This window comes from Psychrobacter alimentarius, assembly GCF_001606025.1.
Classification (GTDB): Bacteria; Pseudomonadota; Gammaproteobacteria; order Pseudomonadales; family Moraxellaceae; genus Psychrobacter; species Psychrobacter alimentarius.
Genome location: NZ_CP014945.1, coordinates 1,780,245 through 1,806,338 on the forward strand (window position 1 = coordinate 1,780,245; position 26,094 = coordinate 1,806,338).

Below are 26,094 nucleotides of genomic sequence, written 5' to 3' on the forward strand. Positions count from 1 at the left end.
CATAAATCCTTTTATCAGAATTACTAGCAAGTCTACTCAAACTATATGCTTAGAACTGATTCCATATAGAAAAACCCAATTTTCTTTTTTCTTGCTTGTTGGCATGTCTAAAGGTGCTTTTCCTCAATAATCGGCTTTTATTTCTCAATGATCTAAAGGGATGGCTGTGTTTGCCAGCTTCCGATTTTTTCGTTTTTTGATCAGTTTTGTCATTACTTTGAGTATCATCGCTCTCTTTATCCAATACAAAGTTGTAACGGTCACTCTTATCATCAGTAGAAATGACCTCGCTATCATTTATATTGTTACCATTAGTTGTCTCTTCACCATCATCTATATCGTCATCTTCTGAAGTTGGATCAAACTCATTTTGATTGACAATAAGCTGCTGTGTTGGTAGCGCATGCTCGACTTTATACTTGGCCACTTGGGTCAACAGATCGACAAACAAAACGTTTTGCTTGTCATAGAACTCTCCAATTCCATTGGCATTAATGTAAGCCTGTAATTGAATGACATAACAGTCTTGTCGTAACTCTAAAATATTGACCTGGTTCCATTCTTGATTGGTTAAATAATGCTCATTTAAATATTCATCTAGCTCTTTGACCATTTTAAAGACTACATCGATATTGGCCGTACGCTTGATATATAGCTGATGAAAGAAGCGGAACATATCACGTGAGGTAAAATTTTCAATCTGCATTGATGAAAAGTCGCCGTTTGGTACAGTAACTACCGTACGTGTCAAGGTACGCACACGCGATGATCGAATTCCAATGTCAATGACAGTACCTTCGTAAGTTCCAAACTTACAATAGTCCCCTATTCTTACGGGTGAATCTGCTACGACAACGACACTACCAACTAGGTTTTCAATGGTCTTTTGTGCACCAAGTGCCAACGCTAAACCACCCACACCTAATGCGGCAATACCGGTCGTCAAATCAAAACCTAAATTGCCAAAAATGACGATAACAGCGAATATCAGCAGTAACGCTTTGACGACTTTACGCAGTAAACCCAAAATCGAGACACGTTCAGTATAGTTTTTCTTATAACTTAAATTCACCGCTCGAGTAAATATGGCATCGATAACTCGAAGCAGCAACCAAGTCAGCGCAAGCCAAGAGGCAATCTGAGTAAAGCGGTTGATAGGCTCACGTAACGTAACGGATACGCCAGCGTAAACCATAACCTCAGACAATATCATCGCCATAGTGACCACGGCCATTGGCAAGATCACTTTGTCAGGCAGCGGTAAAGGTACACCACGTACGCGAGGATACGCAATTCTCAATAGATGATATAACAACCAGACCAAGATATAAGTAAGCACAAAACTACTGACAATCATGGTTAAAGCTGCAACCAAATCAGCCATTTCATAACCAAAAAGCTTTTTGCCTTCTAATGACCCTAAGGTATAACGAGATACCAAGGTTGGTTCAGTATTTTCTATGACTTCGGGTATGGAGCTAAGAGTCTCACTCGAAAACTGCCAATACTGCTCACCTTCTTTAGATACCACTCTCTCTAGTATTAGTGAAACGCTTTTATCACCAACACTGATGACGCCGACATTCTCTTGGCTCGGGGGTAATTGGTCAGTTAAATTGCCTTCAGGATTATTATTAATCTGTAAATCTGGCTGAAAACGCCCGCCAGCATCTAACGCCTGCTTAAATTGTCTGACAATCGTGGTTGGATTGTCAGACTTTGACAAGTTGAGATAATTACTCGCCAGCAAATAATCATTCTCACTCAGCGCACTAATAAACCCTTGTACCGCATGTCGTGGCGTATCGCGTCCAAAAGAGTCTGGTAGCGGTGTACTGGTCGACGACTCCTCACTGCTACTTCCACTGATACCAAGAGCGCTAGGCTCAGCAGCAAAGGTCATGCTAATCGATAATAAACTCATCACCATCGCAAGCAAAAATACACTTACCGCTAAGGATATTTTTTTGGTCAGATACGATAGAGACAACCCAGTATTGACAATCAAATTACGTTCAATAGACAAAACAAACCTCTTAGCTTGATAGGCACTACAACTGAAATGGATAAAACGGTTGCTTATGATAGCAATTATTTATAACAGCAATGCTTTTGATTACGCATTTACATAACTCTATATATGATTACTCTATAATTCGCTTTTTCTTATATCCATAAATGTGAAAAATCCTCTAAATAATTAACAAAATAGAAGCCAAAATCGTCAGATAAAACTCTCTCTTGAAAATTATTCAGCTTAGCGTGAATAAATATTAGATTAAAGTGGTTTATAAATGAAGTGGTTTTGTAGATAATGGCGGCCTGTAAACTAATTATTACTTTTTGTAATTTTTACCTTCTTGACTTTCACTTTTGTAACTTCTTTATTTGATTAATTTGGAATTAAAAATGGTTTTATCACGCTCATCTTCTACTGCCTATCTTCGGTTATGTATCTTAAGTGCCCTTGGCGTACTTACTATAAATGCCACCGCAGCAACCAACGATGCAAACGTTATCAACGATGATGAGCTACCGAAAGTCGAGCTTGATAAAATTGTTGTCACTGCTACGCGTACGCCTACTAAAACCAGCAACATCATTGCCCAAACTAGAGTCATTGATAGCGAAGAGTTGCAACGCTATCAAGGTCAGACAGTAGTTGACGTGCTAAAAAGTCAATCTGGTATTAATATCTCTCAAAGTGGTGGTATGGGGACTATCAGCAATTTTTATATGCGTGGTTATGACAGTAAGCAAGTCCTTGTACTAATCGATGGCATTCGCTATAGCTCTATTTCTACAGGAACACCTTCATTAAACCTATTGTCGGCCGACCAAATTGACCGTATTGAAATTTTATACGGTGCTTCAGGTTCTAGCATTTATGGCTCTGATGCCATGGGCGGCGTCATTCAGATTTTTACCAAGGGTAGCCGTGTCGATCAATCTAACGTTTCTACCACTATTGGTTATGGTAGTCACAATCATTATCAAGTTGGCGTAACTGGGCAACTTAAAAACGATACGTCATCGTTGAGCTTAGGTGTCAGCCGTAATAAAACGGATGGTTTTAACGCGATTGCTAATAGTAATGCTTTTGACTACAACGCTGATGATGATGGTTTTGAATCTACCAATGCCAGTTTGGGCTTACAGCATAAGCTTTCGGATTCTTTAAGCACAGGACTCAGTGCATTATATTCTGATTCTACAACTGATATCGATTCTGCTGGTATTTTATTCCCAAATGCTTATTCGGATCAAAAGAATGGTAGTGCCAATGCTTTCATTCAACATCAAACGCCACTGACCATAACGAAGCTTAGCTATGGTCAGAGCATCGATAAACTGACCTCTCACGATAATAATTCTATTAATTATCAAGAAGGCAGTAAATTTGATACCACTCAAGAACAAGCACGTTTAGAGAGTCAGATTAATGCGCAACCGGGAACTGTGACTGTCGGCGCTGAATGGTTGTCTCAAAAGCTAGATGCATCAGATGTATTAGATTTTTCTAGCGGCTCTGCTGCTCAAACTGCTTATCGCCCTGACGATAGAACCGTTAAAAGTGCTTTTGTTGGTTATCAATTAGCAGATACTTATTATGATTTACAAGCCAATTATCGCGTTGATGATAACTCTCAATATGGTAATGAAAGTACTTATAACGTAGGCGCTGCTGTGCGTCCATTGGACGGTATGCGAATCGGCGCAAGCTATGCGACAGGCTTTCGCGCACCAACTTTTAATGACCTATACTACCCTGGCTATAGCAATCCCGACTTAAAGCCTGAAACCAGCAAAAACACTGAAGTATTCGTAGAGTACAATAAAGGAAATCAAATCTCACGCCTTACTGGCTATCACACAGATGTCGAAGATTTAATTGGCGGAAATACCAATACAGGTGAAGCAAAAATTAAGGGAATAAGCCTTACTTCAGACTGGCGTATGGACTCGTTCTTATTTGGTTTAGGATATGACTACTTAGATGCTAAAAACAAAACAGCCAGCAGCTCTAATTATAATAATGATCTTGTTTACCGCCCGCAGAACAGTGGTTTAATATATATTGGCTATCAACAGCCTACCTTCAATGTACGCCTTGAAGCTAAGCACACGGATGATAGATTCTCAGATGTAGCCAATCAAACTAAGCTAGACAGTTACACTCTGGTGAACTTAAGTGGTAGTGTTTATCTTGCACCCAACTTACGTGCTAACTTACGTGTCGATAACTTAACGGATGAAGACTATACTTTATCTAATCAGTTCGGCACAGAGTATGCAACGGATGGCATCAACTACTTTACCTCACTAACCTATAACTGGTTCTAATCCTGAACACTTAACCGCACAAAACCACTAAGAATAAATAGGTCACCAATTGGTGGCCTTTTTTATGATAATTAAAATCACATACCACATATGCCATTATTGCCTATCATTTACCTTATCCAATAGGTGACAAGCTAGGCCTCATCTATTACAATAACGACCTCCGAGAGGTGTTGCGCCATAATTATTGATGGCGGTGTTTATATTGAAGCACTTGCTATTCAACCCTTATGTTAGGCTCGGTTAACTGTTGGTTATCTATTTTAGGTCATCGACAGCGCAAATAACGGCACCTGCGTTTTTATTCTTTTTATCATAAATCAACCACTGATAGGAGCATATTATGGACGCAGTGTCTAACACCCCATCTGCCCATACAATCGATCCCTCTTTCACTGACTATAAAGTCGCTGACATCAGCCTTGCTGATTACGGCCGCCGTGAAATCACGCTTGCTGAAACTGAAATGCCTGCCCTAATGGGTTTGCGTCGTCGTTACGAAGCAGAGCAACCGCTCAAAGGCGCTAAAATCGCTGGCTGTATCCACATGACGATTCAGACTGCCGTGCTTATCGAAACGCTAGTTGCGCTAGGTGCTGAAGTACGCTGGACCTCATGCAATATCTTCTCAACTCAAGATCACGCAGCGGCGGCCATTGCTGCGGCTGGTATCTCTGTTTATGCTTGGAAAGGTGAGACAGAAGAAGAGTATGAGTGGTGCTTACGTCAGCAAGTACACGTTGGCGGCGAAGCATCAGGTCAGCTTTGGGATGCCAACTTAATCTTGGATGATGGCGGCGATTTGACCGCTCTGATTCATGATGAGTATGCTGAGCTTCTTGATAATATTCATGGTATCTCAGAAGAAACCACCACTGGTGTACACCGTTTGGTTGACATGTTGAATAAAGGTACACTAAAAGTACCAGCTATCAACGTCAATGACGCGGTCACAAAATCTAAAAACGACAACAAATACGGTTGCCGTCATAGCTTAAATGATGCCATTAAACGTGCAACAGACATGTTCCTTGCGGGTCGCCGCGCCTTAGTTATCGGTTATGGCGATGTAGGTAAAGGCTCTACGCAAAGCTTACGTCAAGAAGGCATGATTGTACGTGTATCAGAAGTCGATCCTATCTGTGCTATGCAGGCTTGTATGGATGGCTTTGAAGTATTATCACCATACATCAATGGCGACAATACTGGCGGTGCAGAAAACATCAACAAGCGCTTGCTTGAAGATACAGATATGATCGTCACCACCACTGGCAACTATCATGTTTGTGACAGACACATGCTAGCAGCATTGAAGCCTGGTGCTGTGGTTTGTAATATTGGTCATTTCGATACCGAAATTGACACTCAGTTTATGCGTGACAACTGGCGCTGGGTTGAGATCAAGCCGCAAGTTCATCAAATCTTCCGCTCAGATGATGAAAACGATTATCTAATTTTACTTGCCGAAGGTCGTTTGGTGAATTTAGGTAATGCAACCGGTCACCCATCACGCGTGATGGACGGCTCATTTGCTAACCAAGTATTGGCACAAATGTATCTGTTTGAAGAAAAATTCGCTGAGCTGCCAGTTGATGAGCGTTTTGATAACTTATACGTCAAAGTACTACCAAAGAAGCTGGACGAAGAAGTAGCAGCAGCGATGGTTGTAGGCTTCAATGGTACACTGACTAAGCTGACTGAAAAACAAGCTGAGTACTTAGGTGTACCAGTTGAAGGTCCATTCAAACCTGACGCTTATAAATACTAATCAAAGTACTGAGGAGCATGACTATGAGTAAGCCTGCTTTCTCATTTGAATTTTTCCCTGCCAAAACTGATCAGGGACGTGAGAAATTACTGAGTACTTTTGATGAGCTAAATACATTGTCACCAACTTACTTTTCAGTGACCTATGGTGCTGGTGGCTCTACTCGTAGCCGCACCTTAGACATTGTGCAAGCACTAAGCACGCGTGGTGACACTGATATTGCACCGCATATGTCGTGTATCGGTGACGATAAAAGCGAAATTGCTGAGTTACTTGAGCATTATAAAAGCTTAGGTATCAACCGCCTTGTTGCACTCCGTGGTGATTTGCCATCGGGTCAAGTTGGTATGGGCGAGCTGCCGTTTGCGTTAGATTTAGTGAAGTTCATTCGTGAGCATTCAGGTGATCATTTTCGCATTGAAGTAGCGGCTTACCCTGAAATGCATCCACAAGCACGAAGCTTTGAGTTTGATGTTGACAACTTAGTAAATAAGTTTCAAGCAGGCGCGAATGCAGCTATTACGCAGTTTTTTTATAATGCTGATAGTTATCTGTATCTGCGCGATACGTTAGAAAAACGTGGTATCAATACCATTGACCAGCCTTTGGTCGCTGGTATTATGCCAATCACCAATTCTAGCAACCTCATACGCTTTGCTGATAGCTGTGGCGCTGATATCCCCCGCTATGTACGTAAGCAGTTATTTGATTATGGTGATGACAGTAAAGCCATCCGTGAGTTTGGTTTTGACGTGGTCTACCGTCTGTGCGAGCGCTTGATTAGCGAAGGCGTGCCAGCCATGCATTTTTATAGCATGAATAAAGTTGAGCCAAATAAACGCTTGGTAGAAGCCTTAGGGTTGACTACGTAAGCTTGCAATATATTGATACCTTAATGACTGGCGCTCTTAGGAGCGCCAGTTTTTTGTTGCCGTTATTATTTTTATCCATTGGCGACAGAAAAAATAATAAATGTAGGATATCACCTACCAACAATAATACCTTTACCTTCTGTAATGATATTCTGCTAAGATATTTGAGCATACTATTATTTAAAATATAGGACTAAGTGACTGTGCGACGTTTTTTTTATGCCATTAGTGATGACATCAATACCGATAAAGACACCCCCTACTCTCGGCTGGATGCTTTATCTATAGGTGCCAGTATTGAATTAACAGACAGTATTGTTCACCACTGGTGCCGTGTATTGAGAGCCAATGTTGGCGACCAAGGCATCCTATTTGATGGCTTTGGTGGTGAATACCAGGTGCAGTTGCAGACCATCAGTAAAAAACACGCCACTGCGACCTTACTTTCGCATTTGGCTGATGATCGAAGCAGCTCTGTCATGACCCAAATCGGCTTAGTCATGAGTCGTGGTGAGAGAATGGACTACGCCATCCAAAAATCCACTGAGCTTGGTGTTACTGCCATTCAGCTACTTAGTAGCCATCACGGCGAAGTCAATCTCAAGCCAGCACAAGTAGAAAAAAAGTTGGCGCATTGGCAACAAGTGGCGATTGCTGCTTGCGAGCAATGTGGACTCAATCGTCCGCCCCTTGTCATATCACCTTTATCGATTGGGGATTGGCTGAGCAATCTATCTATCCATTCTTCGAATTTAGCGTCGGCTGTCAGCCCTATTGTCGCTGCGCTCAGCCAAGATCCTTATTATCAAGTGCTACAACACTCAGCAGATTTGCGGATGCAGCTCAGTGTACCTGCCGCAGGACAACCTGATATGCCTGAGTCGTTGCCTAAGATTTTGAAACAACAGGCGTCTTATATTCAGCTATTGATTGGTCCTGAGGGTGGACTTAGTAATGATGAATGCAAGCAAGCTCTTGAAAAAGGTTTTGAACCTTGGCAAATTGGTACAAGAGTTTTACGTACTGAGACAGCTCCAGTCGTTGCCCTTGCAACGATGCATGCTTTAAGTCTTTAACATGCCAGCGTCTCATACATGTAAATCCATTTCTGATTCACCTTTGACGTTATGAGTTCCATTATGACTGATTTCACGCCTATTTCTATCGCAGACAAGCAGCAACTACTCGCCACATTGTGCGAGCAACTAGAAGATGCTGTTTTTATTTTAGATGCAGATTTGCGTTATCTGGCCGTTAATGCCAGCTATGAGATGATTATTGGTTATAGTGAGACGTTTATACTAGGGCGGCCACTGGGTATTTACGCAGCAGAATTTTTATCAGAAGAAGAAAGAGTTGTCTTAAAAGACATTATCCAGCAATTAGATATCAATGGTTTTTATGAAAATGACTTCTCAATACCAAACCGTTACGGACAGGTCATTGAATGTCATATGACGTATCGTAAAATCTGTATTGAGCAGAGAGTGTATTATGCTTGCATGGTACGTGATATGTCTTCAATCGTTAAAGACCGAAAACAAGTCGCACACTTGCTCAATTATGACCAGATTACTGGCTTACCAAACCGCAAAGTATTTTTGAGTCAAACCAGCGATCTATTGTTAGACAGCTATCAAGAAGTGGTCATTGTTCGTCTAAACATCGACCGCTATCGCAACCTTGCCAGCTTACTGGGTCCCGATGACATTAACACCTTGGTTGAAGATTTTGTCAGTCGTGTCAAAGATCTTAAATTGGACAACTTACACTGTTTTTCTCACTTTGGTGGTGATGATTTTGCTTTATTGTTTGAGTGTACTGACGCCAATTTGATACGGCATCAGCTAGACAGCTTAATGCAAATGTGTGAACGCCCTTTTTCATTAAACGGAAATACTACGACTGATACCAATATCTACTGTCATATTTCTGTCGGAGTCAGTTATTTTCCTGAAAACGGCGACGACTTAAAAGAGCTGCTGGCCAAAGCCGAAAAAGCGCTGCACTATGTCAAACAGCAAGGTGGTGATGACATTTGCTGGTATGAAGCAACTATCAATGAGGCAACTGATGACGGTTTACGACTAGAAGCAGAGCTAAGAGATGCTTTTAATGAAGGTCAGTTTATCCCTTATTATCAACCAAAGTTTGAACTAAAAACAGGTATCATTACAGGTTTTGAAGCCCTTGTACGTTGGCAGCATCCAACGCGTGGACTGCTAAAACCCCACCATTTTATCAATGCCATTATCAATAATCGGCTATCGTTTGAGCTGTTCTCACAGATGGCCATTCAAATTGCTAAACAGCTCGCTATCTGGCGACAAAAAGGCTTTTGTCAGCACATTTGCGTCAATGCTGATGCCGCCGAATTTAGTCATCCTGATTTTTTTGACATGGTAAATCGTTTGCTCAAAGAGTACGCCATTTCTTCTCATCAATTTCATATTGAAGTCACTGAATCCTCTTTGATTCAGCGCCACTCTAATATCAGACAAAAACTTAATCTGCTCAAAGAGCTGGGCGTTTTTTTGGCCTTAGATGACTTTGGTACGGGCTATGCCTCTTTAAGCTATCTTCAAGAATATCCATTTGATTTTATCAAAATTGATAAGAGTTTTATCTCTAATATCACAACTGATCATATCCAGCGTGCAATTGTAAAAGCCATCTTAGACTTGGCTACTGCCCTTGACATGCAAGTAATTGCCGAAGGTATCGAGGCTGAAGAACAGCGTGATGTTTTGTTAGACATGGGTTGTCAACAAGGACAAGGCTATTGGTTTGGCAAACCTGTGGCGGCGAACGTGGCAACTGAAATGCTGGTTAAGCAATACGCTTCTTAATCCACTCACGTCATCTCCTTTATAATTTTTCAATAATTCTAATAATTTCAGTCATTTATACATCTATAATTTTTCCCCTTACCGTTGATTGCCCAATCGATGCAAGATAGGTTCATGACTTATCAGTGCTGTGACCAAACTTGTATAATCGCCTATGAAAGCCTATCTTTTATGATGAATTTGTTAGATTGAATCAAGTCATACGCCGACTCTGACAATTACCATTCTCTTCGATAAATACTGTAAATAATTGATAACTGCATCACTCAGCGTTACTGCCTATTTTTCATTTAGGCTCGCTAGACTGAAGTGGGCAACATCTGCATACTAAATGATTGTGCAGTTATGTACCTACTATTGACTGGTATCAGTTATATTCTAAAAAGGACAGGAAGTTATGCAATACAAAGCACCCTTACGTGATATTCAATTCGTTATGCATGAACTACTTGATAGTGAAAGCCATTATAAAACCTTGCCCGCGTTTCAAGAAGCTGACCGTGAATTGATGGACAGCTTATTTGAGATGGCGGCAAGCTTCGCTGAAAACGAGCTGTCACCATTGAACCAAAGCGGTGATGCTGAAGGTTGTCAATTTAATAATGGCGTCGTGACTACCCCAAAAGGTTTTAAAGAAGCATATAAAGCGTTTTGTGAGCTTGGGTTCCCAGCTTTGTCTGCTGAAGAAGAATTTGGTGGTCAAAACATGCCATTTTCATTATCTACAGTCATCAATGAGATGGTTGGCACCGCTAACTGGTCATTTTCTATGTACCCTGGCCTATCGCATGGCGCTATTCAAACCATCGAGCATCATGGTACTGATGAGCAAAAACAAACGTATTTAGAAAAAATGGTCACTGGCGAATGGTCAGGCACCATGTGTTTGACTGAAGCCCATGCAGGTTCTGACTTAGGTATTATTCGTACCAAAGCTGAGCCTAAAGAAGATGGCACCTATAGCATCACTGGTCAAAAAATCTTTATTTCAGCAGGTGAGCATGATTTAACAGACAACATCATTCATATTGTATTGGCTCGTCTACCAGGCGCACCTGCCGGCACAAAAGGTATCTCACTGTTTATCGTACCCAAAGTCATGGTCAATGAAGACAACAGCTTAGGCGAAAACAATAGCGTGGTTTGTGGCTCTATTGAGCATAAAATGGGCATCAAAGCCTCTGCTACTTGTGTCATGAATTTCGATGGCGCAACGGGGTATTTGATTGGACCAGAAAACCGTGGTTTACAGTGCATGTTCACCTTTATGAACGTTGCTCGTATTGGTACAGCCGTTCAAGGTCTTACGGCTGCAGAGTATGCATTCCAAGGTTCACTGACTTATGCAAAAGATCGTTTAGCGATGCGCTCACTTTCAGGTGCAAAAGCGCCAGACAAAGTAGCAGATCCTATCATCGTTCACCCTGCCGTTCGCAACATGCTATTGACGGAAAAAGCCTTTGCAGAAGGTGGTCGTGCATTGGTTTATTACCTCTCACACTTTGCTGATACTGTGGCAAAAGGCGAAGGCGATGCGCTTAAGTTCGCTGACCAAATGTTGTCATTATTAACCCCCATTGCCAAAGCGTTCTTAACAGAAACTGGACTAGAAGCGGCAAACCATGGCGTGCAAGTATACGGTGGTCATGGGTTTATCAGTGAATGGGGTATGGAACAAAACGTCCGTGATACTCGCATTGCTTGTCTGTACGAAGGTACGACTGAAATCCAAGCACTGGATCTATTAGGCCGTAAAGTCTTGGGCTCACAAGGCAAGCTACTCGCAAATTTTGTACAAATCATTCAAAAATTCTGTCAAGAAAACAAAGACAATGATGAGATGGGTCAATTCATTCGTCCACTTGCCAAGCATATCAAAGAATGGGGCGATCTAACGTCACGTATCGGTATGCAAGCCACTGAAAACCCAGATGCTGTCGGCGGCGCTGCAGTTGACTATATGTACTTCAGTGGTTATGTGACTCTTGCTTACCTATGGGCGCGTATGGCACTCGTTGCTCAAACGGCTATCGCAGATGGGACTGGCGAAAAAGCATTTTATGATGCCAAGATTAAAACAGCGCAGTTCTACTTCGCTAAGTTATTGCCACGCACCACAACACATGTACAGCGTATCAGTACGGGTGTTGAGCCATACATGAGTATGGACGTGGATCAGTTTGTTTTTTAATGAAGCGTTAGACACTTTTCATACTATATTTTATCGGCAACATACTTCGGTGTGCTGCCGATTTATTTTAGGCATCTCTTTAAAACAGCAATAGTTCTAGTGTCTCTCACTCTATTGGTTATTTTTATTTTTGAAAAAGCAGAATACTTCTGAGAGTAACTCTATTCATCAAAATATATTTTATTACTACAATAGCCACTGCCAACTTTTGGTGCACGCATAATTCACGAAGAAATACACCCGCCTACATGCTTATTTGCTAAACTTTGATTGTTAATCGCTAAGATTACTTCAAGAAAACAGTTGATAATCAGCTCAGTTGATAACTTTAGTGACTCCAATTTTATTCATTTGAACCAAAGGAATGTTTATGGCTGTTTATAATGCCCCTCTGAATGACATGCGCTTTATGTTAAAGGACGTCTTTAAAGCGCCAGAATTTTGGCAAAACAACGAAAACTTAGCGCATGTTGACATGGAAACGGTCGATATGATTTTGGAAGAAATGGCAAAACTGTCAAAAAACATTTTATTACCTATCAATCGTAGCGGCGACGAAGAAGGCGCAACTTTTGAAGGTAATGGCGTGGTCACCACCCCTACTGGATTTAAAGAAGCCTATAAGCAATATGCAGACTCAGGCTGGGTTGGTTTAAGTGGTAATGCTGAATATGGCGGTCAAGGTTTCCCCAAAATGGTCACCATGTTGACCGAAGAGATGGTATTCACGGCCAACCAATCGTTTGCGCTTTATCCAAATTTGACAGTTGGGGCCACGCTTTGTCTCAATGCAGCCGCTTCTGAAGAACAAAAACAGACTTATCTAGAAAAAATGTACAGTGGCGAATGGTCTGGCACTATGTGTTTGACAGAACCACATGCAGGTACGGATCTAGGTATCATCAAAACCAAAGCCGTCCCAAACGATGATGGTAGCTACGATATTTCTGGTACCAAAATTTTTATCACAGGCGGTGAGCACGATCTGACTGACAATATCATTCATTTGGTACTGGCAAAAACACCCAATGCGCCAGAAGGATCAAAAGGCATCTCACTTTTTGTTGTACCAAAATTTTTGGTAAACGAAGACGGTAGCTTAGGCGCGCGCAATACGTTAGCCGTCGGTTCTATCGAGCATAAAATGGGCATCAAAGCCTCTGCTACGTGTGTCATGAATTTCGACAACGCTAAAGGCTGGATGGTTGGTGAAGAAAACACAGGTCTGTCATCAATGTTCATTATGATGAACTATGAACGTGTCACCATGGGCTTGCAAGGTCTTGGTGGCTCAGAGCTGGCTTATCAAAATGCAGCTTTATATGCCAATGACCGTGGTCAAGGACGCAGTGATACTCAGCTACAAAGCCCAGAAAAACCAGCCGATGCGATTATTCATCATGCTGACGTTCGCCGTATGCTATTAAACGCTAAAGCCAACACCGAAGCATCACGTTGTTTTGCGATGTATGTGGCCAAAAGCCTTGATGAAGAAAAATTTAGTACTGACCCTGAAGCTGCTCAAGCTGCTGCTGCGCGCGTTGCCCTACTCACACCAGTGGCTAAAGCCTTCTTAACAGACAAAGCACTTGAAGCCACCGTAGATTGCCAGCAAGTCTTTGGTGGGCACGGCTATATACGCGAATGGGGTATGGAGCAAATCGTTCGTGATACCCGCATTGCCCAGATTTATGAAGGCACAAACGGTATCCAAGCACTTGATTTGCTGGGTCGTAAAGTGGCAAAAAACAACGGTAAATATGTCATGCATTTCTTAGGTGAAATTCGTGATTTTGTGAATAATATGCAAGCCGATCATGGTATCAAACAAGCCACACTTGAGGCTGCAGATACGATTGAAGCTCTAACCAAAACGGTTCTTAGCAATATTAGTGAACGTAAAAACGAGATCAATGGTTGTGCAGTTGATTATATGCATGCCTTTGGTTACCTTGCTTATTCGTACATGTTTGCGTTGATGGTAGAGGCAGCCAACGGTAAAGAAGGTGATTTTTATACCAATAAAGCCAAACTTGCTGATTACTTCGTTGGCCGTATTTTGCCACGTATCGATGCGCATGCAAAAATGGTGCAGGCTGGTAGTGATCCAATGATGAATTTTGATCTTGATTATTTCGATGTTCCTGCTAGCTAAGTAGTTATTATCATCGATTTATAGTACCCTAATCAAAAGGACAGTGACGCTACTGTCCTTTTTTTTGTCAGAAGGATTTTTAGATTGGTTACGAAAAAATAACTGCTAACAAAATAATTAACCATCGATGCATGGTTATGATTAAAATAACGCAAGTAAAAGTGTCGCGTAGATTACATGGTTCAGTTCAAATGTAAATATTACCGAGTTTTTAGCAATGTTTGCCATTGCAACACATTATATAATGGTCAACACTTCGTTATAAAAACTACTGAAATAATCATAATAAAGGATGCGACGTGTCAGAATTAAAACGCATTTTACAGCAGATTACAGCCCTGAGTGATGTGCCCGATCCTGCGGTACTCAAACGCTTAATAGATGAGCTGCGGGTGAGTGAAAAAGAAACCGCGTTAGCCAATGAAAAAATTCAGTCTTTGATTGATATTCTTCGTCAACATCCAGAATATGGAGATGGGTTATCAAGTTTTGTTTTAAAATTAATCATTCAATACCGTCAAATCTCACTCTATACTGATACTGGCATTATGTCAGATCAGGGGTTTTTTAACAGCTTACGTCGCTTAATTGGTCATCGATTTTTACCGCTATTACCTCAAGATGACTCCGTTGTCGAACTGGCCGGTTACTTGTTCAATAAGCGCTCTGATGAGAAGTGGCTTGCCAATATCGAGAAAGAAAAGTGGGATGAGCTGGTTTCATTAATCAGAGTAGAAGAAAAGCACTTAGACTTAGTTGCCACGGCAAAAAACAGCATTTTAAATGCGATTATTATCTTATCTTATCGAATCAGCGGTATTGGTTTACATCCTGATTTGATGGAGTCTTATCCGCAAATATTGAATTACTCTGCATCTTTTGTGGCTCAAAATCAAGAAGCGGTGCTGTTCGTCAACCAATATAGACAAGCACATGAACTCGATAGCTTGACGGATATTACACCTGAGCAGGCTGTCGATCCTGCTCCTTTATTAGTGATGGTTGAGCAGTGTGAAGATATTGTTGCCACTGTCCGAAAACGCATCTACAAGACAGGCATCTCTATTCGCCTGACTAATATGATGCTGCGATTGGATCAAAGCTTACAACGCATGCGCATCTTGACGGCGCTACTGACAGAAAGTCATCAAAACCGTGATCGTGCAGTGATTGAGCTGATTCAAACCCTGATTACGACTTCCAATCGCCGCTACAGTATTGGCTATTTGATCGATAACAATACCAAACTGCTCTCACGTAAAGTCACTGAAAATGCCAGTCGCGTTGGTGAACACTATATCAGTACCGATAGAGCTGGTTATCGCCAAATGTTCAAAAAGGCCTCTATCGGCGGGTTTGTCATCGCGTTTATGGCTACCTTGAAAATAATCACGTACCAGTTGGCGCTTGCACCCATGGGTCGTGCCTTCCTTAATAGTATGATTTATGGATTGGGTTTCGTATTTATCCATGTCATTCGAGGTACGGTGGCGACCAAACAGCCAGCGATGACAGCAGCAGCCATTGCCTCTACCATATCTGAAAGCTCTGGCAAGAAGTCTCATCAATTGACCAAACTGTCAGAGTTAATCGTCGATATTTTGCGTACTCAGTTTATTGCAATTATGGGTAACGTCATGCTAGCGATACCCGTCGCGCTCATCATCTCTTTTGCGTGGTTGCAATATACAGGCGCGCCGATGATTGGGTCCGAAAAAGCAGGACACCTCCTTCATGACCTTGACCCGTTTCATTCACTAGCGCTCCCTCATGCTGCTATTGCTGGCGTGTATTTATTTTTGGCTGGTCTGATAGCTGGTTATTATGACAATTTGGCTGTTTATAACCATGTAGGTGCGCGTATTCAGCGCCACAGATTACTTAAAGCCATACTACCCGAGCCATGGCTTAAACGCTTAGGTGGGTTTGTAGAAGCCAACTTAGGCGCCATTATGGGCAACTTCTTATTCGGGGTATTCTTGGGTAGTACTGCCACTATTGGCTTTATATTTGGCTTACCAATTGATATTCGCCACATTGCATTTGCTTCAGCGAACTTGGCACATGGCCTATTTAACCTTTCTGCTGATCAAGTAAGCTGGAATGTTATTTTATTATCGATACTTGGCGTAGCGCTTATTGGTATGGTCAACCTTATTGTCAGTTTTTCGCTGGCACTGTTTGTTGCGTTACGCTCTAAAGAGGTTCGTTTCTTCGAATGGGGACGCCTCACAAAACTCATTTTTGGTCACATTATCAGTCATCCTTCTGACTTTTTTTGGCCACGTGACAAACCGATGAAGTACGCGCGTATTGATAGCCAAGGTCATATGATATTTGATGATAGTACCGCCGTACAAAAAGGTAGCAAGGCGATACCTAGTAACTATGTGGTACGACGATTGTCTGATGTCAGAGTCATTCCTAAGTCTCAGCAAGCTAGCTCGCAAGGTTCGCAGACGAATACAGACATACATTATGACAATCAACCCAAAGGCGACGCTGTACAGCCGCACACCTCGCCCACAAAAGTTGTCGATCTTGATGACGGCTTGGTAGATGAAGAATTGAACAGTTCACCTTATACTGATGATATTCAGTATGACAAAGCGACCAAAACGCTAAACACTTCTAACAGTGACAATCCTGAATTGACTGGTGATGAGGTAGAACCAACTAGTCTTGACAGTAAGGTGACAGGCGATGCCAAAACGCCATTGCCAAAACCTAAAAAACCACCAAAGTTGCCCAGTTAAAGGGGTAGCTTTGGTGGTTTACATAGAATGATGGTTAGCTCTTAAAAAGATCTAGCCATTAATTTTGAATGAGCCGTTATGGTTTTCACACTGCGCACTTGACGTTATGACTTCTTCATCACCCAGTCTATAAGCCAATAGGTAGTTGCCCCAGACGCAGCCACCATCAAGCGCTCGCGCATAAGGCAAATCAACCTCACCTTGCAACGCTGCCCAGTGACCAAACAGTATCTTACGCGAGCGCGGCACCTGCCATTCAAACCACGGTAAAAAATCTTCTGGCATAGGTTCACTCAAGGTACCTGAGAAGCCAAACTCAAGCGTCCCATCCTGTTTGCACAGGCGCATGCGGGTAAAATAATTGGCAATGGCTCGCATTCTGGTGAAACCTGTGATGCCTGAATCCCAGTTATCCGCTTTTTTACTATATAAGTTGGGCAACAATTCATCAAGCTGCTCTAAACTGCCTTGTAGCTGCGCCTCTAACTCTTTTGCATAGCCAGCGGCAGCCTCAATACTCCAGTGGGGTGGTATACCAGCATGCACCAATACCGTCTGCTCATCTGGATAAGCCAGCAATGGCTGATGTCTTAACCACTCAAGTAGCTCATCACAATCATCAGCCGCAAAAATCGGTGCCGTTTTATCTTTTTTCTTGAGTTTGGTCGCACCACGCCACACAGCAATCAAATTGAGATCGTGATTGCCAAGTACCGTTGCAGCGGCTCCTTGCTCACATAGTTCCTTAACATCACGCAAGGTATTCAATGAGTCCTCTCCGCGTGCCACCAAGTCGCCAGCAAACCACAGCTTATCTTGACTGGGATCAAAATCCAGTGTTTCAAGTAATTGACAATAGGCAGCATAGCAACCTTGCAAGTCACCGATGACATACTGATGTCGAAAACTCATACTACCTCACAGGTTTAGAAATAATAAAAAACGAGCATCAAAGTTAAGCACAATAAACTTAAGCTCAGATGCAATTAGCAATAATACACAATTTATAAGAGAAGCACCTTGTCGTTATTAACGACTATTTACGCTTCTATCTGCTTTGCACGATTGCTTAGCGTCACAAAGTCTTTAACGCTTAAGGTCTCAGGACGGGCTTGTGGATTGATATCGCAAGCAGCAAAGTCTTCTTCGCTCAGCGTCGGCAATAGGGTCGAATTTTTAAAAATTGCTCGTAGTGTTTTGCGGCGATGGTTAAAGGTCTCACGTACCACAATGGCAAAATAATCCTCATCTTCTGCCACGACTGGCTTATCAATATGCGGCGTCAATCGAAAAACCGCACTGGTCACTTTTGGTGGCGGATTAAATGCGCCGCGTGGTACGGTCAGCAGATAATCGGTATCGCAATGATACTGCATGATGACAGACAAGCGACCATAGGTTTTGCTACCAACGTCGGCCGTGATACGCTCAACTACTTCTTTTTGCAGCATAAAATGCATGTCTTGAATCACATCGGCGAAGCTCAGCAAATGAAACAAGATCGGCGTAGAAATATTGTAAGGCAAATTACCCACCACACGAAGCTTACCGCGCTCTTCACTATATAGCTCACGGTAATCAACATGCATCGCATTGTCTTTGATAATGGTAAAGTTTGGATGACTATTGGCGCCAATCCGAATACGCAAGCTGTCTGCCAAATCTCGATCCAGTTCCACCACTGTCATGCCATCCACTTCTGCCAACAGTGGCTCAGTCAGCGCGCCCATACCTGGTCCAATCTCAATCAAATTATCATCACGTTCCAGATGAATACTATCGACAATTTGACGAATGACACTGGTATCATGCAAGAAGTTTTGACCAAAGCGTTTACGCGGTTGGTGTTTGGCAGCTTTTAAGCTGTTAGAAATAGATTGAGCATCGAACGTAGAGTTGGACATAAAAGATTCTTAATGTATAAAGGATAAATGGGCAATAGCGCTGTAGCAATAAGGTGCTATTTTATAATGTCGAATTATACCACAGCTCATAATTAGGGCGTATTTTCGAGACATTTTATCTATAAACCATCCACAATTTAGCGCAACCGACATAGCAGATTTTTGTTTTTAAACCATTTGCTATAACGCCTGTCATCGAAACAATGGGCTGCACTTAGAGCTATATTCGATTTTTCTCATATTTGAACTAAATACGGCATATTTCACAATAAACCTAAAATGGTAGACCCTTTCTATGGTGAATGGAGTTTTGGCTGTTACCACAAACTGTGGAGAGTTCTTAGTGACAATCAAATTATCCTTGAAGGCCAAAATGACTTTGATAACTATAAAGAGACAGATAGCCTACTGCAGCAAATTAGTTTTGGGAGGTTGATCGACATTACAGTCGTAAATACTCTGGATATAGCTATGATATTTGATAACAATATTCGTTTAGAGTTTTTAGTCAGTCGCAAGGAGGAAAATACCTTTGATGTTTTTTACCTCAGAATAAATGCCTCGTTTACTATGGTAACCAAGGCGGCTAGTACGGCAGAAGTGATTTACCATGGCCTAACCATCTAGACATTCGTACTAAATGAGACGAATAATCAAGCTTTACGTACTTGAAAAATCCTAACGGTAACGCAAATAGCCGTCAATTCAATTGGGTGCCCTAGTGAGAACTTGAATCTTTGGCTATGCTTTATTTTTATTAACAACTAATATTATTTAAGCGATCATAACGTAATTGTTAATGTAGCGATGAAAAATATTGGGTTGGCGATTTACCCAAGGATTTTTTAAACATCGTGATAAATGCATTAACAGAATCATATCCCAACATGCCTGCTACGTTTTGCACAGACTCTCCTTCCGCCAGCTTGCTCAGTGCAATCATCAGATGCAACTGCTGACGCCAGCGTCCGAAGCTCAGTCCTGTATCGTTTTTCACCAATCTGGCCAGTGTTCGTTCACTCGTTGCCAGTTGCTCTGCCCATTGTCTCAGTGTAGTACGGTCGCTTGGGTCTGCAAAAAGCGTATCACTGATATGTCTAATTTTTGGATGCTCTGATATCGGCAAATGAAGCTCTTCGATCGGTGCATCAGATAGCTGCTCGAGCAGCACGGTAACCAGACGCGCTGTTTTGCTTTCAGAAGAATATGAAGGTTCCTGTTCAGCAAGATACAGTATCAACTCTCGGACGAGTGGCGTGATGGCAATTGTGCAGCAGTATTCAGGCATAGACGCCGCACTGGGCTCGACAAATAAAAAACAAGTGCGAGCATTTTGGGTAACACGGCAGCTATGAGGTGTCCCACTAGGGATCCAAACCGCATGCTGAGGTGGGACTAACCAAAGCGCATTGGGTACCTCACAACTGACCGCACCATGCACTGATAGAATCAGCTGTCCTTTGCGATGATGATGTTTATGAACTTCTGAATCATTCGTTACTGATGCAAGTTGAAGAGCTACTGCGGCCTGCTCAAAAATATCAGAATCAAAATCTTCTGGTGATGATACTGTTTTTTTAGTGTTTGGCATAATATAGATATAAATTGTCATGTTATCTATATTATATACACATGAGATATTCTAAAGTGCTTCTTTTTTTGAAGTAAGTTAGAGAATATGTTCAATAAGATTAAAAACAAGTGGCATGCCATTGCACTTGTAGTGGGAATTCTTTTTATAGCCGCAAACCTGCGCGTTCCTTTTACCGCAATAGCACCAGTTCTGCCACTCATTCAGAGTGATTTCAGTCTGAATTCCTCCTCTGTGGGTTTGCTGACTTCATTGCCATTACTTGCATTTGCTGTATTTTCACCCTTGAGCGCTTCTTTTGCCCGTCGATTCGGAATAGAGCGCACACTTTTTTTGGCACTAATCATTATTTCGTTAGGCATTTTGCTGCGCTCTACAGGAAGTGTTGGTGCCCTGTATCTAGGTACAGTACTAATAGGTACAGGGATTGCTTTTGGCAATGTACTATTGCCTGGCCTAATTAAGCGTGATTTTTCAGCAAACATTGCTTCTATGACGGGTGCTTATTCTATTACGATGGGCGCAGCAGGCGCATTAGGATCTGTCATAATTACTCCCCTAGCGCAGATCTGGGATTGGCCTATTGCTTTAGACTTGCTAATCGCAGCTCCGCTGTTTGCCCTTATCCTTTGGATACCACAGCTGAAAAAACACAATCCAGTGGTGATGGCAAGTCACAAACAATCGGCCAGTGTGAACGTTTGGAAGTCACCTTTAGCATGGCAGGTCACCCTGTTTATGGGACTAAATGCCATGCCTTTTTATGTCGCTGTAGGGTTTTTGCCTACTATTTTGATAGATAATGGTATATCGGCTGCACAAGCAGGATCAGTGCATGGGACGTTACAATTGGCTACCGCCATTCCAGGGCTGATACTGGCAGCCACGCTTCGCCGCTTAAAAGATCAGAAATTAGCAGCCGTCACGGTCAGTTTGTTGGTTGCACTCTCTCTGATCGGATTCATTTACTTACCAGACCTTGCTATGTTGTGGGCTGCGTGCCTAGGTTTTGGCTCTGGCGCTAGCATGATGCTCGGTCTGACGTTTGTGGGTCTGCGTACAACCAATGGCGACGATGCCTCTGCTTTATCAGGCATGGCACAGTGTGTCGGTTATCTAATGGCAGCAGCAGGTCCTTTGCTACTGGGTCAGCTGCACGATTGGACCGGAGGTTGGACTGTACCACTGTTAATAACCGCTGCAATTTCTATTGCGGGTGCCTGTAGTGGCATGATGGCTGGGCGCAATGCTTATCTTGAACCGACTAATAGCTGAGTTGAACGCGCATTTTTAGATAAATGAGAAGCAACCTTTTACTTATTACAGTCAGTAAAAAGTAATATCGACACATTACGCACGGCTGCTATCAATTTTTCTTGCTTGCTGTTCCTACGCAGACAGAGGCTACAAAAAATTGATAGCAGTAGTACTGTAGCTTTTTACTCATAATTATAATGGTGGACACCGCTGTAGAGACATATTTTGCACCGCTACTGCAATGCTATAAAAGTAATGTTTCCTATTTAACCTTAGGTTACCGAGTTGCCATCGCGGACAAGCTCGGTTATCCAGTCAGCGAAAGCGCGAACGGCTGGTGATAGAAAACGCTGATGTGGATAGAGTAAACTAACCGGCACGGACGCAGGTTGCCAGTCCGACAATACTTCAATCAGTCTCCCTTCTGCTAAATGGTCTGCTACCACGTTTTCAGCAACCTGCGCCAGCCCGAATCCTTCAAGACACATTTTGATGTAGAGTCCGGTCTCATTGACGGCGGCTGTACCACTAACTGGGACTGATACCTTTTCATTGTCTTTGACAAAGTACATCTCACCCGTTCGTCTGATATTTCCTGAAAAATAATGGATAGCTCGATGCTGAGACAATACCTCTAAGCTCTGCGGAATACCGTTTTTTTTGAGATACGCTGGAGAAGCACATGTTACCCAGCGAAACCGACCAAGCGAACGCGCAACGAGCGTTGAGTCAGTAAGTTCCCCTGTCCGAATGACACAGTCTACACCTTCCTGAACGAGATCAACCTGCCGATCATTAACGCCGATCATCAAATAAATATCTGGATAGCGCTTATAAAAATCTTTCAGATTTGGCATAACGATAAAATGTGCAATACCGCCAGGCATATCCACTCGCAGACGACCCTGCGGCCGCTTAACTGAATCAGTGAGACTAGACTCTGTATACTCAATCAACTTGAGTATCTCCTGACATTGCGCCAGATACTGCGCGCCTTCTGGCGTTAGACTGACTCGCCGCGTGGTTCTGTTCAGCAAGCGTACCTGTAAATGTTTTTCAAGATTTTTGATCGTGCTACTGACGGTTGACGCTGGTAAGGAAAGTGTTTGTGCTGCGTGAATAAAACTCCCCGCCTCTGCCACACGCACAAAAACCTGCATTGCTTGGATACGATCCATACTTTTTTCCTTGAGCCAACATAATGGGTCAGCATTGTTCGTGATTACGGGATAATGAAAACAGTTTAACCCTCTTTTTCAGACGTGTCACTCTGCGTATCATCTCTTCACAACATGATAAAAAGGTAAACCTAACATGACTGACTATAATCGCAATATCGTACAAAATACTGAGTCAGAGGCAACTCGAACGCTTATCCGTGGTGCTACTGTGCTTAGTATGGATAATGATGTCGGTAATTTGGTGAGTGCCGATATTCTTATCGAAGGCAGCACGATAATACAGATCAATGAAAATATCGAGGCTGATGATGCCAATATTATTGACGCATCTGGCATGATTGCCATGCCCGGCATGGTCGATTCGCATCGCCACTCTTGGGAAGGACAAATGCGCCGTCTCAATTCACATGCCGAAACGCTTGAAGACTATAGCCATGCCACGCACTTTTCTTTTGCCAAATATTATCGTCCCTCTGACATGTATATCGGCAACTTAATGACCGTACTGAGCTGCATCGATGCAGGTATCACTACCGTTATCGATAACTCACACAACAGCCGTACAGGTGCACATTCCGATGCTGCCATCGAAGCGCTACTTGATTCAGGTATTCGCTCCATCCATGCCACTGGCGCGCCCGTAAGTGGAGAATGGGACACTGCCCATTGGCCGGGTAATATTGAACGTCTTCAAGAGAAATACTTTAAAGATGGAGAAAATAGCCTAATTTCGCTCGCGATCATGGCACAGCTGGAACCTGAACTATGGGCTGAAGCTCGTCGATTAAATGTGCCGATTATCACTGAGTTTTTCGGTGGAGAAATGGCAGATGAGCTCGAAGGACTACATCAAAAGGGACTGCTGGGCCCTGATAATATCTTTAACCACTGTACGGCGCTTCCGGATTCTGGCTGGGAGATTTTACGTGAGGCTGGCGTTCGAGTGAATGTATGTCCACGTTCAGATGCGCACTACGGTATCGAAGATGGCGTGTTTGCTATGCAGGCCGCCTTACGCCACGGTATTAGCCCAGGGCTTAGCGTGGATAATGAAACATCCTATAGCGGCGATATGTTTATGGAAATGAAAGTCGCCTTTTATTCACAGCGCGCCACGGGCATGCAACATAAGAATTGCTGCGGATCAGAACAGCATCCACTGACGTTACAGTCTAATAGTCTACTCAAAGCGGCCACGATTGACGGTGCCGTCTGTGCAGGGTTGCAGGATAAAATCGGTAGCCTAACACCAGGAAAACAGGCCGACATTGTCCTTATCAATGCTGAGGACATGAATCTTTATCCATCAGGCAATGCCTTTAGCACCGTGGTACATGCAGCTGACCGTAGCAATATTGATACGGTCATGATTGGCGGACGCATTGTCAAACGTGGTGGCAAAGTGCTAGGCGTGGATAATGTGCGTCTGCGTGCGGCAATCGATGAGTCTCGTGAGCATCTTTTTGCTGCCGCAGGTTACGTGCCTGACATCTTTGCTGAGGCGTTTTTGCCGCTTGAATCAGCTCAGTAAGGAAGCGCAAGATGAATTTAATATATTATCTCATGGCACTCTGTGCGGGTTTGGGGATTACCTTGCAGACCACGCTGAACGCCCAACTGGCTAAAGGCGTTGGAGGCGATTCTGTAGCGGCAGCGTTATTCTCCTTTACTGCTGGTGCGCTGTGTCTTGGTATTTATTCCTTAATTCGAGGCGGAATAGTCGCTTCACTAATAGCGATTCCTGCCCAGCCTTGGTGGAGTCTACTCGGTGGCCTGCTAGGGGCGAGTGCACTGCTCAGTTACGTAGTGCTGGCACCCAAAGTGGGTTTATCAGCACTGCTCGGGCTCGCTATTGCTGGACAAATTATCTCCTCATTGTTTATCGATCATTTCGGATTGCTGGGAGCTACTGAGAGACCAGTCTCCCTCATCAAGCTGGGTGGCTTGATAGTGATGCTAGCAGGCCTAGCTGTTGCTTTATTAGATGACAAATTATCAGCATTTTTCTCTAGCTAACTGCTACGAGTAGTCGCATCGCTTACTTATACGCTGCGATAGTAGTCCTTAATCAAACGAATGCAAGTTTCAATGACCTTGCATGCGATATTTTTATCTTATTCCATGTGACTTAAGGAATGATTATGTTTGAACCTATAAACGATACTATCAGCCTTTTAGGTGAGTGTCCTATCTGGTGTGACAGGACAAATCAGCTGTTTTGGACTGATATTCCAGGCTGTCAGTTGCGAGCTCTTGATCCTATCAGCGGTGATGTTCGCCACTGGTCACTATCTGAATCACTGGGCTCATTTGCCCTTACAGCAGATAAAAATGTACTGCTAATGGGACTGGCCTCTGGTCTAGGATACTACAACTTGACCAACGGTCATTTTACCAAAATTGCAGCCTCGCCTGGAGTAACTAGTACCCGCATCAATGACGGTCGTTGCGACCGTGCGGGCAACTTTGTGTTCAGCACGATGTATGCAGGTGACCCAGTGCAGCCAGTTGGCAGATTCCACCGGCTCAATGCGGTAACGCTTGAGATAGAGACACTAGATCTTCCTGAAGTGACGATCGCCAATAGTATCTGTTTCAGTCTGGACGGCTCAACCATGTACTACGCGGACTCAATGCAAGGATGTATTTTTTGCTGTGATTACCCTTCTCTACAGAACCAGCGCTTATTCGCAAAAATCGACGGTCTGGGTGCGCCAGATGGTTCTGGTATTGATGAAGAAGGATTTCTATGGAATGCAGAATGGGGCGGTAGCAGAGTCTTTCGGTATACACAAGATGGAACAATTGACCGTATAATCGAGTCATCCAGTGTTCAAATGACCTGTCCAGTATTTGCAGGACCCAGTTATGAAACGCTTTATTGCACAAGTGCTAAAGTGGGCCTAGATACACCGACAGATAGTGATGGTGCGCTAATGAAGTCGGAAATACTTGCTTACACAGGACTTCCTGAAGTCAAGTTCGCAGGGCGATTGTAAAATTAACGCGAGCATTTCGAATATTTTGAGATCATTATAGTCTCTCGATATGTTAAGCCTTTGACAATTCCAATGCAGTTCAGTCTCTAAACCTATTCTCAAAATAGTATGTTTATTCAATAAAAAGTTTATCAGGATATGTTCGGTTCCCTATACAGGCATCGAACTGCTAATGGCAGGTAAGGACTTAATGATCGTAAGACCGACACAATGGATGATTTTTTTAA

18 protein-coding genes are annotated in these 26,094 nt (G+C 42.9%); 13 read left to right on the forward strand and 5 right to left on the reverse strand.

Annotated elements, in window-relative coordinates; genetic code table 11:
• Nucleotides 1-49: 49 nt before the first annotated feature.
• Nucleotides 50-2,026: a mechanosensitive ion channel family protein gene (locus A3K91_RS07260; protein ID WP_228139828.1), complete on the reverse strand. Its 1,977-nt coding sequence runs from the start codon at nt 2,024-2,026 to the stop codon at nt 50-52.
• A gap of 383 nt (nt 2,027-2,409) precedes the next feature.
• Between A3K91_RS07260 and A3K91_RS07265 the strand changes: the two genes are divergently transcribed.
• The 8 genes from A3K91_RS07265 to A3K91_RS07300 all read left to right on the forward strand — a co-directional run bounded on the left by A3K91_RS07265 (nt 2,410) and on the right by A3K91_RS07300 (nt 16,935).
• Nucleotides 2,410-4,344: a TonB-dependent receptor plug domain-containing protein gene (locus A3K91_RS07265; RefSeq protein ID WP_062844662.1), complete on the forward strand. Its 1,935-nt coding sequence runs from the start codon at nt 2,410-2,412 to the stop codon at nt 4,342-4,344.
• Nucleotides 4,345-4,687: 343 nt separating this feature from the next.
• Nucleotides 4,688-6,112, forward strand: a complete 1,425-nt coding sequence (gene ahcY / locus A3K91_RS07270; protein ID WP_062844663.1) for an adenosylhomocysteinase — start codon at nt 4,688-4,690, stop codon at nt 6,110-6,112.
• 23 nt (nt 6,113-6,135) lie between these two features.
• On the forward strand, nt 6,136-6,984 hold the full coding sequence (metF, locus tag A3K91_RS07275; RefSeq protein WP_084387297.1) for a methylenetetrahydrofolate reductase [NAD(P)H]: 849 nt from the start codon (nt 6,136-6,138) through the stop codon (nt 6,982-6,984).
• 203 nt (nt 6,985-7,187) lie between these two features.
• Entirely contained in the window at nt 7,188-8,060 is an 873-nt protein-coding gene (locus A3K91_RS07280) for a 16S rRNA (uracil(1498)-N(3))-methyltransferase (protein ID WP_062845922.1), read from the forward strand.
• Between the two features lie 63 nt (nt 8,061-8,123).
• Entirely contained in the window at nt 8,124-9,833 is a 1,710-nt protein-coding gene (locus tag A3K91_RS07285) for a putative bifunctional diguanylate cyclase/phosphodiesterase (protein ID WP_228139829.1), read from the forward strand.
• 397 nt (nt 9,834-10,230) lie between these two features.
• Nucleotides 10,231-12,024 carry an acyl-CoA dehydrogenase C-terminal domain-containing protein gene (locus A3K91_RS07290; protein WP_062844666.1) on the forward strand — a complete coding sequence of 598 codons (1,794 nt, stop codon included), beginning with the start codon at nt 10,231-10,233 and terminating at the stop codon, nt 12,022-12,024.
• A gap of 370 nt (nt 12,025-12,394) precedes the next feature.
• Nucleotides 12,395-14,179 carry an acyl-CoA dehydrogenase C-terminal domain-containing protein gene (locus A3K91_RS07295; protein WP_062844667.1) on the forward strand — a complete coding sequence of 595 codons (1,785 nt, stop codon included), beginning with the start codon at nt 12,395-12,397 and terminating at the stop codon, nt 14,177-14,179.
• 299 nt (nt 14,180-14,478) lie between these two features.
• The gene (locus tag A3K91_RS07300; RefSeq protein ID WP_062844668.1) at nt 14,479-16,935 is read left to right on the forward strand and encodes a site-specific recombinase; all 2,457 of its coding nucleotides are present in this window, start codon (nt 14,479-14,481) and stop codon (nt 16,933-16,935) included.
• Between the two features lie 51 nt (nt 16,936-16,986).
• Here the strand turns inward: A3K91_RS07300 and A3K91_RS07305 are convergent, their stop codons facing one another.
• Nucleotides 16,987-17,847, reverse strand: coding sequence for a symmetrical bis(5'-nucleosyl)-tetraphosphatase (locus A3K91_RS07305; protein ID WP_062844669.1), 861 nt, complete (start codon nt 17,845-17,847; stop codon nt 16,987-16,989).
• Between the two features lie 128 nt (nt 17,848-17,975).
• Nucleotides 17,976-18,839 (reverse strand): 16S rRNA (adenine(1518)-N(6)/adenine(1519)-N(6))-dimethyltransferase RsmA, encoded by an 864-nt coding sequence (gene rsmA, locus A3K91_RS07310; protein ID WP_062844670.1) that lies wholly within the window; start codon nt 18,837-18,839, stop codon nt 17,976-17,978.
• A 279-nt stretch (nt 18,840-19,118) separates the two neighbouring features.
• Between rsmA and A3K91_RS07315 the strand changes: the two genes are divergently transcribed.
• Nucleotides 19,119-19,466 (forward strand): hypothetical protein, encoded by a 348-nt coding sequence (locus tag A3K91_RS07315; protein WP_062844671.1) that lies wholly within the window; start codon nt 19,119-19,121, stop codon nt 19,464-19,466.
• Nucleotides 19,467-19,635: 169 nt separating this feature from the next.
• Here the strand turns inward: A3K91_RS07315 and A3K91_RS07320 are convergent, their stop codons facing one another.
• The gene (locus A3K91_RS07320) at nt 19,636-20,451 is read right to left on the reverse strand and encodes an AraC family transcriptional regulator (protein ID WP_228139830.1); all 816 of its coding nucleotides are present in this window, start codon (nt 20,449-20,451) and stop codon (nt 19,636-19,638) included.
• Between the two features lie 66 nt (nt 20,452-20,517).
• Between A3K91_RS07320 and A3K91_RS07325 the strand changes: the two genes are divergently transcribed.
• Nucleotides 20,518-21,705, forward strand: coding sequence for an MFS transporter (locus tag A3K91_RS07325; RefSeq protein ID WP_062844672.1), 1,188 nt, complete (start codon nt 20,518-20,520; stop codon nt 21,703-21,705).
• A gap of 254 nt (nt 21,706-21,959) precedes the next feature.
• Here A3K91_RS07325 and A3K91_RS07330 read toward each other — a convergent pair whose 3' ends face one another.
• Entirely contained in the window at nt 21,960-22,865 is a 906-nt protein-coding gene (locus A3K91_RS07330; RefSeq protein WP_062844673.1) for a LysR family transcriptional regulator, read from the reverse strand.
• A gap of 136 nt (nt 22,866-23,001) precedes the next feature.
• Between A3K91_RS07330 and A3K91_RS07335 the strand changes: the two genes are divergently transcribed.
• From A3K91_RS07335 to A3K91_RS07345, 3 genes are all read left to right on the forward strand, one after another.
• Nucleotides 23,002-24,399: an amidohydrolase family protein gene (locus A3K91_RS07335; RefSeq protein ID WP_062844674.1), complete on the forward strand. Its 1,398-nt coding sequence runs from the start codon at nt 23,002-23,004 to the stop codon at nt 24,397-24,399.
• 11 nt (nt 24,400-24,410) lie between these two features.
• Nucleotides 24,411-24,884: a DMT family transporter gene (locus A3K91_RS07340; protein WP_062844675.1), complete on the forward strand. Its 474-nt coding sequence runs from the start codon at nt 24,411-24,413 to the stop codon at nt 24,882-24,884.
• A 125-nt stretch (nt 24,885-25,009) separates the two neighbouring features.
• Nucleotides 25,010-25,867, forward strand: coding sequence for an SMP-30/gluconolactonase/LRE family protein (locus A3K91_RS07345; protein ID WP_062844676.1), 858 nt, complete (start codon nt 25,010-25,012; stop codon nt 25,865-25,867).
• Nucleotides 25,868-26,094: the final 227 nt, after the last annotated feature.

Bases quoted from the DNA above. Each gene is read 5' to 3' on its own strand.
- A3K91_RS07265 (WP_062844662.1), top strand. From the start codon at position 2,410: ATGGTTTTATCACGCTCATCTTCTACTGCCTATCTTCGGTTATGTATC.
- ahcY (WP_062844663.1), top strand. From the start codon at position 4,688: ATGGACGCAGTGTCTAACACCCCATCTGCCCATACAATCGATCCCTCT.
- metF (WP_084387297.1), top strand. From the start codon at position 6,136: ATGAGTAAGCCTGCTTTCTCATTTGAATTTTTCCCTGCCAAAACTGAT.
- A3K91_RS07285 (WP_228139829.1), top strand. From the start codon at position 8,124: ATGACTGATTTCACGCCTATTTCTATCGCAGACAAGCAGCAACTACTC.
- A3K91_RS07290 (WP_062844666.1), top strand. From the start codon at position 10,231: ATGCAATACAAAGCACCCTTACGTGATATTCAATTCGTTATGCATGAA.
- A3K91_RS07295 (WP_062844667.1), top strand. From the start codon at position 12,395: ATGGCTGTTTATAATGCCCCTCTGAATGACATGCGCTTTATGTTAAAG.
- A3K91_RS07305 (WP_062844669.1), bottom strand. From the start codon at position 17,847: ATGAGTTTTCGACATCAGTATGTCATCGGTGACTTGCAAGGTTGCTAT.
- rsmA (WP_062844670.1), bottom strand. From the start codon at position 18,839: ATGTCCAACTCTACGTTCGATGCTCAATCTATTTCTAACAGCTTAAAA.
- A3K91_RS07315 (WP_062844671.1), top strand. From the start codon at position 19,119: ATGGTAGACCCTTTCTATGGTGAATGGAGTTTTGGCTGTTACCACAAA.
- A3K91_RS07320 (WP_228139830.1), bottom strand. From the start codon at position 20,451: ATGACAATTTATATCTATATTATGCCAAACACTAAAAAAACAGTATCA.
- A3K91_RS07325 (WP_062844672.1), top strand. From the start codon at position 20,518: ATGTTCAATAAGATTAAAAACAAGTGGCATGCCATTGCACTTGTAGTG.
- A3K91_RS07330 (WP_062844673.1), bottom strand. From the start codon at position 22,865: ATGGATCGTATCCAAGCAATGCAGGTTTTTGTGCGTGTGGCAGAGGCG.
- A3K91_RS07335 (WP_062844674.1), top strand. From the start codon at position 23,002: ATGACTGACTATAATCGCAATATCGTACAAAATACTGAGTCAGAGGCA.
- A3K91_RS07340 (WP_062844675.1), top strand. From the start codon at position 24,411: ATGAATTTAATATATTATCTCATGGCACTCTGTGCGGGTTTGGGGATT.
- A3K91_RS07345 (WP_062844676.1), top strand. From the start codon at position 25,010: ATGTTTGAACCTATAAACGATACTATCAGCCTTTTAGGTGAGTGTCCT.